Raw genomic sequence first — 13,685 nt, forward strand, 5'->3', positions numbered from 1 at the left:
TGGCCGGATTTTGATTGGAATGGTGGCCGGCTTCAAATCGGAATGGTGGCCGGTCTTTGGTCGGATTGGCGGCCGGCTTCACGTCGGAATCCGCATGACGAGGCCCCTAGCTCAATCGAGCCGGGTCGTCGTCGCCGAGTTCCGGCCAGTCAACATTCAAGCTAACCGTGCGAAGGGCGATTAGGAATTTCGACGATGATGCGCAGCCCATCGGAACGCCATTCTCGGTGGATCGATCCCTTCAATGACGCGATTGTCATGCGTTCAAGCTCCGATCCGAAGCCCGCCGAGCCTTCGGGAAACCCGCGCCGGTGGTCCAACGACCTCTGTCCACGTCAGCACGACACTATCGTTGTATGTAACCTCAATTTCGACGCGCCCCCGGTTTACCGAAAGTGAACCATATTTTATCGCGTTCGTAGCGAACTCGTGCAGAAGCAGGGCAAACGACGTCAGCATCGCGTTGTTCACGCGACCGTCCTGTCCTTTAACCACTATACGAGCGCCATCTTTGTCCTGATGAGCCGACGAGATCGCGTACTTCAGACCAAAAAGACTTGTTGAAGCATCCTCACCAGAGCCGCCTTCGGATTCTTTCAACACAAAGTTCTGAGCGGCGGCCCATGCCGCGACCCGCGCGCGCAATCGTCGGCGAGAGATGAACCTGCCGTTTCGGCGGACCGTTCGCTGACGGAAATCAACGCACTGACGTGCCTTTTGACCATCGAGATAGCCATGCTCAAAAGCTCCAGCACGAGGTGCGGCAATAGCTTATGCTCTTGATCAGATAAACGGGCGACCATCCAGACCGACGACTGCGTTGAGGTATACGCGCTGACAGTGGCCCGATGGCGGTCGCCATGTAATCCGCTCAATCCTACGTCCAGCCGGATTGGCCTCTAGGGTCCAATTTGCCCATCATCTACTTTGCATTGTCACGCGTGATGGCCGTGGTGTCGACAGTGACCGTCGCAAGCACTGAGCTTGTCGGTGACAAGGGCGTTTTCGTCGACAGGCCTTGCTTGTTCGCCAGTCTGACAAGCAACCGTTTGGCCATTGTCGTGCCGCGACGACCTGGACGATTTCATCCCGATCGACGGCTCGCCGTGGCCAAAGCTTCCGACCGATGGATATCAGCACCTCGTCCAAATACCAGATATTATTTCGCGAAGGTTTCCTTCTGCCCAACGGCTTTGCGTGAGCCACACCGAGTTTGCAGCCCCATCGCCGGATCGTTTCATAAGACACGACGATGCCACGCTCGGAAACATGTCCTCGACCAACCGCCGACTTAAGAGGAACCGGAAATAGAGCCAGACTGCACGAGCAATGATCTGTGGTGGAAAGCAACGGTTCTTGTGACTAATCGTCGGCGAGCTCATCCGCGCCCGGTCATCCATCAACCGTTAAGCCTCCCACATCTCATGCCCAGGACATCACCGCTCTTTCTCCGCCCTAGGGATCATGAAACACCTCGGTGAGCCAGTCAATGAAGACCCTGATCCGCGACGATAGGTGACGGTTCTGCGGGTAGAGCACGGAAACAGGCATCGGCGGGGGTCGGAACGCTTCCAGTATTGGAACCAACTGCCCGGCGGCGATCTGATGCGTCATGCGTTAGCGGGGAACCTGTATTAATCCCAATCCGGCCACGCCTGAAGCCTCGATCGCTGAAAAGAGAACTTATGGCGGGCAATCCACGGAGGCGCCGGCTTAACAATAAGTGCAGGTCTCGACCTATCGCCGCTTTCCTGCCACCCGCCCAAAGGGAGGCCGCCGTCGAGCTCACGTTGGCCGTAGATCTGTTCATCTTACTGCTCACGCTCAAGTTGCGGGGCGGACATATCCTCTTCGTACCACAAAGGCGTCTGCATCCGATCCCATTGATCGACATGCAGGACGTTCTTTCGAAGCATGGATCACACTCCGGTCCGCTCACGTACGCTCCGCCTTCCCTTCGGGAACATATCGCTTTCGCCAATAGACGCCGAGGATATTGCCAAGATCGCATACCGTCTGCTTCGAGACGGTGGTCACGAGGGGGAAAGTCTCGACATGACCGGTCCTGAAGCCCTGAAGATGGACGAAATTGCAGCGCGCATTTCCGCGTCAATCGGGAAGCCGGTAAAATATGTCAGCATTACCCCTGAAGAGCGACGTCGGGATTTGCTTGACAGGGGGCTGCCCGAAGACTTCGTCGACGCGCTCGACGAACAAACCGAGGAGCGGCTGAGGCACCCGTCGCTAAGGTGCTGATGGCCACGCATCAGACGTTTGGCGTCCAACCGACATGGTTTGCGAATTTTACACAGGAACACGCGGACAAATTGGGCGGGTGGCGGCCTAAGGAGGCAGATCGAGCGCACCAATCTCGCCTCGCGCCGAGGGGCGGAATGCAGTGAAAACGGCGCAAGTGGCGCCACGAGACTTCTCGTGAGCCAGATGGTCGAGGAATTGAATACACGTGTGCTGTCAGTTGGATTAGTTTAAAGCCAAGCGGCTCCCCAAATCGAATTCTGTCAACAGTTGCCAGATGGATGGCCTTGCGACGAATATCTACTCTTCTACCCGCTCCATTCGCCCGACGAGAAAAATGTAACAGCAAGCCGCCACTACCGCCAGGCCGGAGCATAGAGCGAGCCCAGGCGCGAAGCTCCCACCATTGACGAGATAACCAATTGCGATTGGTATCACGATGCTCGAGAGGCCTCCGAACAGGTTGAAGACGCCACCTGTCAAGCCAATCAATCGTTCCGGCGCCAATGCTGATACGTAGGACCAGGTAATCGAGGCCATTCCCGTTCCGAAGAATGCGATGGCCAAAAGCATGATGATGAGTCCAGGGCTCTCAACGAATTGCGCACCCACGATCAGGACGGAGAGAGCGATACCCGTAAGGACCGGGATTTTGCGTGAGGCGCTCAGACTATAGCCGGCACGAAGAAGCGCGTCCGAGATGAAGCCGGAGACGAGCACGCCCCCAAAACCGGCGAGAAACGGCACGGAGGCATAGAATCCGGCTTTGATGAAATCGAGATGTCGGTATTGAACCAGATACGTCGGGAACCAGGTAAGGAAAAAGTTAGCAGAAGCCAAGTAGCTGAACTGACCGATATAGAGTCCCCACAGCTTCTTCTTGCTGAGCACGACCACAAGATCGGACCAGGTAAAGGATTTGCGGCCTGCCTGTTCCCTCACCAAGCGTGAACTCAGCTCGGGAACGCCACCGCCTTCCCGGATAAGATCGAGTTCCGCGTCGTTTGTCCCTTTGAACTTGCTTGGATCGCGATAGATCGTCGCCCACAAAATGGCAGCGATCAAACCGAGGATACCCGTCAGGACAAACACTGAACGCCAGCCGTAGGCGGCTTCAATCCAGACGAGAATCGGCGTAAGAAAGCCGAGACCCACATATTGCGCGGAGATATAGATGCCGATTGTGGTGGCCCGTTCTCGCTCGGGAAACCAGGTTGTGACGATCCTGTTGTTGACGATATAGCTCGGCGCCTCGAAAACGCCTACGGCAAGTCGAAGGATAAAGAGGCTGACGATCCCGGCGACGAAACCGAGACTGAAAGTTGCCACCGACCAAACGAGGATTGTCAGGGGATAGACGATTCGCGGATGGACACGATCAGCGAGCCACCCGCCAGGGATCTGCATGGCCGTGTAGGTCCATCCAAATGCCGAAAACAACCATCCCATGGTCACCGGGTCGATTTTCAGTTCCGCCGACAAAGACGGTGCCGTGATCGACAGATTGGTGCGATCGAGGTAATTGATCACACCGGTTATAAATAAGAGTGCGGTAATGACATATCGCGTCCGGCTCGCCGACGCATAGTATGTTGAAATTGCCATAGTCTATTCCTCCCGGTCCTCCAATCACCAATTGGTGAAACTTCCATCGCCACGGCGCAGGTGGGGCGGCTCGAAATATTGAAAGTCGAGCTTGTTCAGCGCGTCTTCGTTCACCTCGATCCCCAGACCCGGAAACTGCGGTACGTCATAGGAGCTGCCATTCAACTCGGCCTGTGACGGAAAGAGTTCACGCGAATCAAAACCAAGCTGTTCGACCGGTGACGCCCGACACTCCAGCCAAGCGAAGTTGGGCACCGCCGCTGCCAAATGCACGGTCGCCGCCGTGCAGACAGGTCCCAGCGGATTGTGTGGCATCAGGTCGACGTAATGCGCCTCGCTCCAGCCGGCGACCTTCATGGCTTCGGTAAAACCGCCCACATTGCAAATATCCAACCGATTGAACTGATGAATATCGCGCTCGATATAGGGCAAGAATTGCCACTTCGAGGAAAACTCCTCGCCGATCGCGAAGGGTACATCGGTCATTTTTCGAAGCGCCTCATAGGCCTCCGGCGTCTCGTCACGGATCGGCTCTTCGATGTAATCGAGGGTTCCGGAAGGCATCTTCTGGCAGAACGAGGCGGCTTCGGCGACGCTGAGCCGGTGATGGTAGTCGATCCCCAGAACGACTTCCGCGCCCACCTCCTCTCTCGCCTTAATCATCCAGGGAGCGGTGCGCGCGATCGACTCTCGCGGCTCGAAAAGATCAAAGGAGTGTTGGCCCCACGGAACGAAGCGGATGGAGTTCCAGCCCGCATCCTTCAGGATTATCGCCTGCTCGATCATCTCGGGACCGGGATTGGCCGGCGCGGTCGCAAACGCTGGGACGCGCTCGCGATGCTTGCCCCCGAGAAGGTCGTAAACGGGCACGCCGAGCGCCTTTGCGCGAATATCGTGGAAGGCGATGTCCAGCGCGCCAATTGCCGCCGTCAGTACACGACCACCTTCGAAATATTGGCTGCGGTACATTTCCTGCCACAGAGCCCCGGCCCGCCGAACATCGCGGCCGATCAGGAACTGTTCGTAATGACGGATCGCCCCGATGACGGCATGTTCCCTGCCCGTTAAACCGGACTCGCCCCAACCATGAATTCCATCTGAAGTCGTCACCTTGACCAGCAGCTGATTGCGATGACCAACCCGTGGTGTGAAGCACTCTATTCTTTCGATTTTCATGGATATTCGTCCGTTGGGAGAATGAACTAATGTGAGTTTCGTCAAACCGTGACGCCCAGGAAGGTAGGCCGCGCCGACAACGTCGCCCTTCAACGCAAGCGAAGCAGTCAAAGGACGCCAAATGCGCTGGTGCTCTGGATCCAGCCTCTGATGTGAGGTTTGTTATCCGGCCCAGCATCGCTGCGACAGATTTCCTATAAATGTTCGCGCAGGATCGGCTCCTCCCTGGATTGCGGGTTAGACCTGACTTGATCTATCAAACCAACATCTGCGACATTTGCCGATGATTGCTTGCCCTCCCCAAGCGTTAAATGCGTTATAGATAGGATCTAGAATGTTTGCAAGCAGGAGAAGACCATGCTTCCGAAGGGCGTGATTATGGACACCGTCGAAAGGTTCGGCAGATCCATCGTGGAAGGTGATTGGCAACCTGGAGAGCAGTTGCCGCTGGAATCTGAACTCGCCTCTCGCTTCGGTGTCGGAAGAAACGCCTTGCGGGAAGCCGTCAAAGTCTTGGCAGGCAAAGGATTGATCAGGACCGCGCGCCGCTACGGGTCCCGCGTCGCCATGAAGGAAGAATGGAACGGGCTGGATGCCGACATCATCCGTTGGAAACTTAAAGATCGCAAATCGCACGCCATGTTTCGACGTGAGGTCGCGCAATTGCGGGAACTTATCGAGCCCGGCGCCGCATCCATGGCTGCTCGAAATGCGACGGCCGAAGAGAAGCAACACATTCAAGCGCTTGCAATGGCCATGCAAGATCTTCCGACGGTCGCGGCAATTGAGCAAGACATCGCCTTTCACCTCGCGGTCCTGCGAGCAAGCCACAATAGTTTGTTACTCGGCATAGGCAGATCGCTGGAGATCATGCTTCGTACCCTGTTCACGGCGGATCTGAGTTTGCACGATCGCGATCTCGTTTATGATCCGAACCCGATCATTCATCTGGCGCTCGCCAATGCCATCATGGGAGGCTTCGCGGACGAGGCCCGTCATATCGCCATGGCGATGATAGCTCGCGGCGCCGAGGGCGCGGACCGTCTCGATCATCGGTCGATTACTGCACCAGAGCCACCCGCGGGAGACCAGCCCAATCCGATCTGACTGCCAGGTGATAAGATCTTCGGATGCTCCCACCCGCTTAGAATACGTTATAGATGGGATTTATAAAGTTCGAGCACTCGTGACGATATGCGGGTCCGTCCCGTCGCTTAGCCGATCTGCGTCGAGAATCCGCGCTTGTGTGCAATCTTATCTCCAAGTGCACAAAAGGTCTTCTGCTTGTCGGCAATATTCCATCTGCTTCTTGCATTCGGCGAAGCGAGTAATTTCCATTGCGAACCGTGCATTCCTTCGCGCGTCGTAGAACTCTACAATCGTTATCTAGTCTTTTGACGCCAGATGACAGGCAATCGCGCCGCCGCCCCGACGCAGGCGTACGTCAGGGGTGACCGACTAACAGATCTCAGTCGCTTTCGGACAGGGGGATGAAAGGCACATCCTTCCGGGGGCTCAAGGGGGCTTGGTGGCTAAGATACATGACGACGATCCGGTCAGCCATGGGACGGACGACGGCAAGATTGTGGCTTATGAAGAGATAGGTGAGCCCAAGCTCGTCTTGCAGTTCATGCATAAGATTGAGGACCTGCGCCTGAACAGAAACGTCGAGCGCCGATATTGGTTCGTCGCAAACGAGAAATTCCGGCTCGCTTGCCAGCGCGCGAGCGATCGATATGGCTGTCGCTGCCCACCGGAAAACTTGTGCAAAAGCGCTTGGCATCATCGGGCAAAAGACCGGCGGTGCGCAGCAGTTCCGCTACGCGCTCATCGATCGCGTCATGTCCTTCACGCAAGCCAAACTCGCGGATTGGCTCGGCAATGATGTCGCCGACCCGCCAGCGCGGATTGAGACTGGCATGCGGATCCTAAGATCATCTGCGCCTCCATCGGGCGGCCGTCTGAGGACGGCCCGAACACGATGACGCCTTCACTGGGGCCATGGAGCCCGATGACAAGTCGCGCCACGATGAACTTGCCGCAGTCGGATTCACCCCCAAGCGCCAGGATTTGCCTCTCCGATGACGAGAGCGACATCCTGCACGACGTGTAGATAGCACTTTGGCTTGCGATCGATCATCCGGTTGAGCCAGGCAGTGGAAACGTCGAAGACACGACTCAGCTGATCGACTTCCAGCGCTTTCTCGCGCTTCTCATTGCACGCCTCCACCATGGACCAGACAAGCGATACTGCCCTCGGCCGCACCGTGCCCTTTGGTCACCATCGCCGGGCGCACCTGTCGGCAGCGCGGTCCTCCCAAATCTCTTCGTCACTCCACGTCACAGACGCTCCGCTCTCGCCACTCACATCCATCGCCATCCGCGCAATGGCGCATTGGAAAGCGTTACTGGCGCCATCACCTGAACTCAGCCTCGTCCCGGATGCTCAGTGATCGTTCGACAACGTGACATCACCCCTTGATCGGTAATCTACTAAATGCCGAAAAGCGCAGGCAGCGGACCGCGTACCACCGATCCGCTGTCGGAGCGTCCATCATTCTTTCACAGCACCGGTCATCGACGAGACGTAGTAATCGACGAAGAAAGAGTAGAGGATAACGACCGGCAATGAACCAAATAAAGCGCCGGCCATGAGCGAACCCCACTCAAAGACATCGCCGCGAACCAATTCCGTCAGTACACCAACCGGAATTGTTTTGTTTTCCGACGATTGAATGAAGGTAAGCGCGTAGATGAATTCGTTCCAGGAAAGCGTAAACGCGAAGATGCCAGCCGAAATCAGCCCAGGCACCGCCAGCGGAAGGATAATTTTGACAAGGATCTGCCAGCGGCTGGCGCCATCGACCAGCGCGCTTTCTTCCAGCTCGAAGGGTATCGACCTGAAGTAGCCCATCAGCAGCCATGTGCAGAAGGGAATGAGGAAGGTGGGATAGGTGAAGATGAGCGCAAGTCTGGAATCGTAAATTCCAAGCTTGAAGACGATGAACGCCAGCGGAATGAACAGGATCGAAGGCGGAACGAGGTAGGCTAGAAAAATCAGCAACCCGATCGAACGAGAGCCGGTAAAACGCACACGTTCGATCGCGTAGGCGCCAAAAATCGATGCCAGCAACGACAGCGCCGTCGATCCCACCGCCACCAATATCGTGTTCCAAAGCCAGCCCGGATAGGAGGTTTCAAAGAATAGGTACTTGATGTGATCGAGCGTCGGCCCCACGACCCAAAAGGGGCTATAGTTATTATAGTCGGTCAGCTGTGCGTTTGGCTTGATAGCCACTGACGTCCGATAGCACCAGCTCTTCAAGGGATCGGAACCGACGACCCGACTTTCTCTGTCGCATACATGATATCTACGCCTTTGATTTTCATTGGCTATCGCTGCGAACGACCACGGATCCCAGTGACTCGTTAAGCCAAATTTATGACAAGGCCATGCCTGTCCTGCTGCAGACGAAGGAAGAAACTGACATCTGGATGCGAGCGTCATGGGGCGAATCAAAGCAACTCACTCGACCACCTTCCGAACGATGCGCTGATCATTCTGGCGCGTAAGCCCTAAGGATCATCGATCGTTTCGAAGTCTGGCGAGCCGGGTGGAGCAAGACATTCCGCTGTGACCCGCCGGTCCTTAACTTGCGCTTCGTTCACTTCGCCTTCCGCTTCCTCAGCGCTTCATCCTTCAGTTCGATCCAGACGGGGGCGTGGTCGCTCGTGTGCTCCCAGCCGCGGACATGCTTGTCGACCTCCGCCTTCGCCAATCTTGCCGCCGCCTCAGGACTCAGCAGGAAATGATCGATCCGTAGCCCGGCGTCGCGGGCATAGGCGTTACGAAAATAATCCCAGAAGGTGTAGATGTGTTCGCCCGGATGCAGGTGGCGCAGAGCATCCGTCCAACCTTGGTCGACAAGGTTCTTGTAGGCCTCCCGGACTTCCACGCGAAACAATGCGTCGTCCGTCCAGCGTTCCGGCTTGTAGACGTCGATCTCCGTCGGCATCACGTTATAGTCGCCGGCGAGCACGACCGGAACTTCCAGTTCGAGCAGCTCGGCCGCATAGTCCTCCAGTCTCTTGAACCAGCGGAGCTTGTAGTCGAATTTCGGCCCAGGATACGGATTGCCGTTCGGGAGATAGAGCCCGCCGATGATGATCCCGTCAACGATGGCCTCGATGTAGCGGCTGTGCTCGTCTTCCGGATCGCCGGGCAGACCTTTTCTGGTGAGGTGAGGTTCCTGGCCCTTGGCAAGGATCGCGACGCCGTTCCATGACTTCTGTCCCTGCCAAACGGCACCATAGCCGGCGGCCTCGATGGCTTTGATCGGAAACTTCTCCTGCGGCGCCTTCAACTCCTGCAGACAGACGACGTCCGGCTCGGCCTCTTCAAGCCATCGGAGAAGAACCTCGAGCCGGCCGTTGACGCCGTTGACATTGTAGGTCGCGAGCTTCACGGCCTAGTCTCGGCCGATTTCCGCCTCGACCTTCTTGCGGGAATTCCCGGCGCTCTTCACGGCCTTCTTCACCGTGTCCTTTGACACGCCTTCCTTCTTCGCCTCGTAACGGACTTCATGATCCTGCCCGGCTGCGACCTTGGCTCGATCCTGTGCTCTGCCTCGCGACGTGGTTGCCATTGTTCGTACTCCTTATGGTTTCGGCCACCGGAAAACGGACGCCGATTCAAGAAGTTCCATACTCGTATGGTGCGGGAGATCCCTCAAATGAGCGCAGCGTCAGGAAGCCGCTGGGCACCCGTTGACGCACCAACCTCGTTGCTTTTCTCTCTAAGGCAAGGTGAGAAGCGCTCGGTTCATATTGACAGAGACGCTCAATCCCCCGCTCGACCCGGAAGTCCTGTCAGATCCTGAGCCCATCCCAACGCGGACGAGCACCAGAGCTGCGAGCGGGGCTTCAGCTCCTGGCGCTGGTTCACCGTTCCCAGTCTGATCCCAACTCGCTCGGCATCTTCATCCTCTCCGGTCGTATAGATGGGCGATCCACAATCAGCACAGAAGAATTGCTGCCGGCGGCGACCATTGTCGGCGGTCTTGACGTAAAGCCTGGGCGCGCCGGACGTAATCTGGAAGTGATCGCGTTGTGTGCTGACCGTCACTCGGTAAGCGGTTCCCGTCAATCTCTGGCAGTCGGTGCAATGGCAGATCGACACGTCTTGCGGGTCGACCTCGGCTTCATAAGTGATTTTTTCGCATTGGCATGCGCCATCGATATGCATGTCAGCTCTCCCTCCATTTTCACTATTTCGGACATAGAGGCTGCCCCTCACAAGTCGACATCCACTTCTGCCACTCTTGTGCCCCAACAGCAGCGTCTCCATTCCTGAACCTGTGTCGAACCACTAATTTCGCACGGTCGGACGGCTAAGCATTTCGCTCAACTCACTGTTTGCCGCATCGGAAAGGTACGGTCAAAACATGCTGGTGACCTGTCTTAATCCCCAGTTCAGATGTTCTTGTATAAATGACTGGGCTGATCGCTTCGGCGCTGATCAATCTTGCTGGCAATTACATCAAGCTTCGGAACTTGTTTCGCCGAATGTGAGACGCATTTCCGTCGCAGGCTTGAAACCAAGAGACGCATAAACCGGCTTGCCGGCTTCCGAAGCATGCAGCACGACAGCAGTACAGCCGGCCGACCTGAGATATTCAACGGCAAGCTGTGTCAGCAGGCGCGAAATACCCTGGCGGCGGTACGCAGGCTCTACGAAGACGCTCCATATATAGCCGCGCTTGTGCACATCTTGCCGAAGGACGTCCGGATAGGGGGAGAGATGAACTTGGCACGAGACGGACCCAGCAGCGGTCGCGCCGTCCAACGCGATGAATGTAGCAAGCTCGCGGCTCTGCCTACCCTCTTCGATCAAACGATGGACCTTCAACCGGGCATCGAAACAGATGTGATCCGGCGGAGTGCCGTAACTGTTCCAGATTGCCAGGTAATGCGTGATAAGGATATCATCATGCTCTGGCGTCGCCTTTAGGTATTCCATTGTTCGGCCTTTCTGTTGTGCCCCAACGTCAGCTTTCGACCGGCGCACGTCTGGCGGTCGGCGCCTCGACCATGGCGAGATAGGCGCCGGTCAGCATGACGATGATGCCAATGACGTCGGAAACGGTAACCTGTTCAGAAAAGAACAGCGCGCCGAGCACAGCGGCAATCACGGGAGATACGAAGGCATAGCTGCCCGCACGGGAGGCGCCGATATCCCGCAACAGCCGCATGTACGTCGTATACCCGACCAGCGAACCAAAGATCACAAGGAAGAACCAAGCCGTCCAGGCGCTCGTGCCCCAGTTTCCTGAAACAGCGGCCACAGCACCCGGCTCGAATATCAGTGCAGCGACCATCAGCGCGATGCCACCGACCAGCGTCGTGATACCCGCAACGAAAACCGCTGGATAGGATCGCAGCAACGGTCGCGCCAGCACCGAGCCGTAGCCATAGGTAAACGCCGCCGACGAGACCGCCAGCCCGCCCCATAGGCTCGCACCATCGAATGCTTCCGATTTCGATCCGCTTCCGCCTGCCGCCGACGGCCAGAACAGAACCACCAATCCTGATACGCCGAGCGTGATTGCCAAGATCCGCCTGACGTCGAGCCTTTCCTCCCGTAACAACAAGGCGAAACACAAAAGAGCGATGGGTGTCAGCGACATCTCTAGAACCGCGGCCGTGCCGGTGTCGATATACTGCATGCCCCAGAACAGCGGCCCGTAGCACAGAGTGATCATCAATATGCTGACGGCGATGAAGCGTATGCCATCTTCGATCTTCAAGCCTGCAGCCTCGCCCTTGATCCAGCCATAAACAAGCAGCAACAACCCTGCCGCGGTGAAGCGCGTTGCCGCAAAAAGCAACGGTGGAACGGCTTCGATGCCGGCCTTGCTCGCGATCCACGTGCTGCCCCAGATGACGCATAGCATCAGAAAGCGGAGCTGATTCCTGTTCAAACGATAGGCCATGGGGTTTCCAATTCATGTAACGGATAAATATGCCATAGACCGCTACAACTAGCTCTTGCCCAAATCGTTCCGCGATCCGATATTCCCTATGATGACGAGACAGAAAAACATTGGCGAGATCAGCCTGCTCGGCGGCCACCCCGCACTCGACTTCGTCAACACGGTCGATAGCCGTGGCGAGCGATGGGGTCCGGAGTTCTTGAACAGCTACAGCGACCTGGTTTCCTGGGCTGGGCGCCTCGAGGTCATTGATGACGAAGAGCAACGCATCCTGCTTTCGCTGGCGACAAAGTCGCCTTCTGAAGCGGAGAGGGAGTTATTCCGTGCCAGGGAGCTGCGAGAGACCCTCCATCGAATTTTTTTGACCGAAGTTGGCGACGAGCCGGTTCGCATGAAAGACCTTGAGCTGCTCGACCAGATCGCAAGGCGCGCGCAGGCGCAGCGCAGATTGGTCAACGTCGGTGAGGCGATCGAATGGCGGCAATCGCCCGCGGACCATCTGGACGCAATTTCAACTCGCGTCGGCTGGCTGGCCGCGGATTTGCTGACATCGCGACGGAATCGCCGCCCGATCCGGGCATGCGAAGGTCCGAACTGCGGTTGGCTTTTCCTCGACCACTCACGTAATGGTCATCGGCGCTGGTGCTCTGACCGGACGTGTGGATCACATGCCAGGGTGCGGAAGTTCCGGGCCGTGCGAGCCGAGTAAATGACGCGGCCACGGGCAGCAAGGTTCACGCGCAAAAGGAGATAGAGCCATGTCGGTAGCTGCAACCACCTTTTCACAATCGTTTTTTCACGGTACCCGCGCCGATCTGCGGCCCGGGGACATGATCGCCGCGGGATACCCGTCCAATTTCGCCGCCGACACGCAGTTATCATGGGTATACTTCACAGGCACAATGGATGCGGCGATTTGGGGTGCTGAATTGGCTGCGGGTGAAAAACCAGGACGCATCTATGTCGTCGAGCCGACCGGCGCCTGGTTCGATGATCCGAACGTGACCGACAAGAAATTTCCGGGAAACCCAACTCTCTCCTATCGATCGAGGGACCCGTTGCGGGTGATCGGAGAGGTCGTGAACTGGCAGGGTCATACGGCGGAACAGATCCGTCAGATGAAAGACGGGTTGGCGCGCTTAACGGCCGAAGGTGCTAACGTCATTATCGATTGACCGCTGTGGGATCGACGGTATTTCAGCGGCCGGTCGATCCCTTCCATTTCCATGCTTGCGGGGATGTCCGGCCTCGACATGATCATTGGAGCCGCGAACAGCACAGGTCTCAGGAGCGCCGAAAAAGAAGAACCAGAAGCAAGGCCCAGGGAAATATCCGCCCTCGATCATCTCGTCATCAACGTCACCAACGTAGAAGCGTCCGCCGCATGGTATGTGGAGGTCCTGGGGATGAAAAGGCTGGAGTACGGAACTGATGGAGATCGTCCTCGAACAGCTCTCTTGTTCGGCTCCGTGCTGATTGACACCTTGAACCCCGTTCCGAGTTCTTTGACTTCCATCTGGAATAAATCGACGACGCCGGGGACAACTTTGCCGTCAGCAAGCTCTTTCAGATAAGCATGTCTGGCCGGTTGGCGCTTTCCGAACCTTGCCCCGAACTCCGGCTTTTGCCGCGGCTTCGATCGCTGCTACCCCGGAC

Annotated in this window: 14 protein-coding genes and 5 pseudogenes; 7 read left to right on the forward strand and 12 right to left on the reverse strand. The window is 57.0% G+C overall.

Going from position 1 to position 13,685, the window contains the following annotated elements:
• Positions 1–184: pseudogene (locus tag FBZ99_RS33355) on the forward strand (hypothetical protein); the annotation flags it as partial.
• A gap of 80 nt (positions 185–264) precedes the next feature.
• Here the strand turns inward: FBZ99_RS33355 and FBZ99_RS22530 are convergent.
• From FBZ99_RS22530 to FBZ99_RS33805, 3 genes and pseudogenes are all read right to left on the reverse strand, one after another.
• Positions 265–600 carry a hypothetical protein gene (locus tag FBZ99_RS22530; protein WP_145634875.1) on the reverse strand — a complete coding sequence of 112 codons (336 nt, stop codon included), beginning with the start codon at positions 598–600 and terminating at the stop codon, positions 265–267.
• Positions 601–980: 380 nt separating this feature from the next.
• A pseudogene (locus FBZ99_RS33540) lies at positions 981–1,382 on the reverse strand (IS6 family transposase); the annotation flags it as partial.
• A gap of 73 nt (positions 1,383–1,455) precedes the next feature.
• A complete protein-coding gene (locus tag FBZ99_RS33805) occupies positions 1,456–1,614 on the reverse strand; it encodes a LysR substrate-binding domain-containing protein (protein ID WP_113396164.1) in 159 nt (52 codons plus the stop codon).
• A 441-nt stretch (positions 1,615–2,055) separates the two neighbouring features.
• Here FBZ99_RS33805 and FBZ99_RS22545 point away from each other — a divergent pair, with 441 nt between their 5' ends.
• Complete coding sequence (locus tag FBZ99_RS22545) at positions 2,056–2,256, forward strand: hypothetical protein (RefSeq protein ID WP_145322874.1); 201 nt, start codon at positions 2,056–2,058, stop codon at positions 2,254–2,256.
• A gap of 300 nt (positions 2,257–2,556) precedes the next feature.
• On the opposite strand, the gene FBZ99_RS22550 is transcribed toward FBZ99_RS22545, so the two are convergent.
• Positions 2,557–3,861 (reverse strand): MFS transporter, encoded by a 1,305-nt coding sequence (locus tag FBZ99_RS22550; protein WP_145634878.1) that lies wholly within the window; start codon positions 3,859–3,861, stop codon positions 2,557–2,559.
• Between the two features lie 24 nt (positions 3,862–3,885).
• Positions 3,886–5,037, reverse strand: a complete 1,152-nt coding sequence (locus tag FBZ99_RS22555; RefSeq protein WP_113390721.1) for a mandelate racemase/muconate lactonizing enzyme family protein — start codon at positions 5,035–5,037, stop codon at positions 3,886–3,888.
• A 357-nt stretch (positions 5,038–5,394) separates the two neighbouring features.
• Here FBZ99_RS22555 and FBZ99_RS22560 point away from each other — a divergent pair, with 357 nt between their 5' ends.
• On the forward strand, positions 5,395–6,144 hold the full coding sequence (locus FBZ99_RS22560) for a FadR/GntR family transcriptional regulator (RefSeq protein ID WP_113352262.1): 750 nt from the start codon (positions 5,395–5,397) through the stop codon (positions 6,142–6,144).
• A 279-nt stretch (positions 6,145–6,423) separates the two neighbouring features.
• Here the strand turns inward: FBZ99_RS22560 and FBZ99_RS22565 are convergent.
• Together FBZ99_RS22565 and FBZ99_RS22570 are read right to left on the reverse strand one after the other, a co-directional pair.
• A pseudogene (locus tag FBZ99_RS22565) lies at positions 6,424–7,270 on the reverse strand (ATP-binding cassette domain-containing protein).
• Between the two features lie 321 nt (positions 7,271–7,591).
• Positions 7,592–8,332: pseudogene (locus FBZ99_RS22570) on the reverse strand (carbohydrate ABC transporter permease); the annotation flags it as partial.
• Between the two features lie 71 nt (positions 8,333–8,403).
• Between FBZ99_RS22570 and FBZ99_RS33550 the strand changes: the two are divergent.
• A pseudogene (locus FBZ99_RS33550) lies at positions 8,404–8,617 on the forward strand (hypothetical protein); the annotation flags it as partial.
• 85 nt (positions 8,618–8,702) lie between these two features.
• Here the strand turns inward: FBZ99_RS33550 and xth are convergent.
• The 5 genes from xth to FBZ99_RS22600 form a co-directional block, all read right to left on the reverse strand.
• Positions 8,703–9,503 (reverse strand): exodeoxyribonuclease III, encoded by an 801-nt coding sequence (gene xth / locus FBZ99_RS22580; protein WP_145634881.1) that lies wholly within the window; start codon positions 9,501–9,503, stop codon positions 8,703–8,705.
• A 3-nt stretch (positions 9,504–9,506) separates the two neighbouring features.
• Positions 9,507–9,683 (reverse strand): DUF3606 domain-containing protein, encoded by a 177-nt coding sequence (locus tag FBZ99_RS22585; RefSeq protein ID WP_113353607.1) that lies wholly within the window; start codon positions 9,681–9,683, stop codon positions 9,507–9,509.
• A gap of 194 nt (positions 9,684–9,877) precedes the next feature.
• Entirely contained in the window at positions 9,878–10,282 is a 405-nt protein-coding gene (locus FBZ99_RS22590) for a GFA family protein (RefSeq protein ID WP_113353606.1), read from the reverse strand.
• Positions 10,283–10,576: 294 nt separating this feature from the next.
• Entirely contained in the window at positions 10,577–11,056 is a 480-nt protein-coding gene (locus tag FBZ99_RS22595; protein ID WP_145634884.1) for a GNAT family N-acetyltransferase, read from the reverse strand.
• 28 nt (positions 11,057–11,084) lie between these two features.
• The gene (locus FBZ99_RS22600) at positions 11,085–12,029 is read right to left on the reverse strand and encodes a DMT family transporter (RefSeq protein WP_145634886.1); all 945 of its coding nucleotides are present in this window, start codon (positions 12,027–12,029) and stop codon (positions 11,085–11,087) included.
• Between the two features lie 88 nt (positions 12,030–12,117).
• Between FBZ99_RS22600 and FBZ99_RS22605 the strand changes: the two genes are divergently transcribed.
• From FBZ99_RS22605 to FBZ99_RS33925, 3 genes are all read left to right on the forward strand, one after another.
• Entirely contained in the window at positions 12,118–12,738 is a 621-nt protein-coding gene (locus FBZ99_RS22605; RefSeq protein ID WP_246661173.1) for a CGNR zinc finger domain-containing protein, read from the forward strand.
• A gap of 49 nt (positions 12,739–12,787) precedes the next feature.
• Positions 12,788–13,204 carry an NAD(+)--rifampin ADP-ribosyltransferase gene (gene arr / locus FBZ99_RS22610; protein WP_113353603.1) on the forward strand — a complete coding sequence of 139 codons (417 nt, stop codon included), beginning with the start codon at positions 12,788–12,790 and terminating at the stop codon, positions 13,202–13,204.
• 78 nt (positions 13,205–13,282) lie between these two features.
• The gene (locus tag FBZ99_RS33925) at positions 13,283–13,603 is read left to right on the forward strand and encodes a VOC family protein (protein WP_145634891.1); all 321 of its coding nucleotides are present in this window, start codon (positions 13,283–13,285) and stop codon (positions 13,601–13,603) included.
• Positions 13,604–13,685 lie beyond the last annotated feature (82 nt).

The organism is Rhizobium sp. ERR 1071 (assembly GCF_007828675.1).
Taxonomy (GTDB): Bacteria; Pseudomonadota; Alphaproteobacteria; order Rhizobiales; family Rhizobiaceae; genus Rhizobium; species Rhizobium dioscoreae.

Bases quoted from the DNA above. Each gene is read 5' to 3' on its own strand.
- FBZ99_RS33805 (WP_113396164.1), bottom strand. From the start codon at position 1,614: ATGACGCATCAGATCGCCGCCGGGCAGTTGGTTCCAATACTGGAAGCG.
- FBZ99_RS22545 (WP_145322874.1), top strand. From the start codon at position 2,056: ATGACCGGTCCTGAAGCCCTGAAGATGGACGAAATTGCAGCGCGCATT.
- FBZ99_RS22550 (WP_145634878.1), bottom strand. From the start codon at position 3,861: ATGGCAATTTCAACATACTATGCGTCGGCGAGCCGGACGCGATATGTC.
- FBZ99_RS22555 (WP_113390721.1), bottom strand. From the start codon at position 5,037: ATGAAAATCGAAAGAATAGAGTGCTTCACACCACGGGTTGGTCATCGC.
- FBZ99_RS22560 (WP_113352262.1), top strand. From the start codon at position 5,395: ATGCTTCCGAAGGGCGTGATTATGGACACCGTCGAAAGGTTCGGCAGA.
- FBZ99_RS22585 (WP_113353607.1), bottom strand. From the start codon at position 9,683: ATGGCAACCACGTCGCGAGGCAGAGCACAGGATCGAGCCAAGGTCGCA.
- FBZ99_RS22590 (WP_113353606.1), bottom strand. From the start codon at position 10,282: ATGCATATCGATGGCGCATGCCAATGCGAAAAAATCACTTATGAAGCC.
- FBZ99_RS22595 (WP_145634884.1), bottom strand. From the start codon at position 11,056: ATGGAATACCTAAAGGCGACGCCAGAGCATGATGATATCCTTATCACG.
- FBZ99_RS22600 (WP_145634886.1), bottom strand. From the start codon at position 12,029: ATGGCCTATCGTTTGAACAGGAATCAGCTCCGCTTTCTGATGCTATGC.
- FBZ99_RS22605 (WP_246661173.1), top strand. From the start codon at position 12,118: ATGATGACGAGACAGAAAAACATTGGCGAGATCAGCCTGCTCGGCGGC.
- arr (WP_113353603.1), top strand. From the start codon at position 12,788: ATGTCGGTAGCTGCAACCACCTTTTCACAATCGTTTTTTCACGGTACC.
- FBZ99_RS33925 (WP_145634891.1), top strand. From the start codon at position 13,283: ATGATCATTGGAGCCGCGAACAGCACAGGTCTCAGGAGCGCCGAAAAA.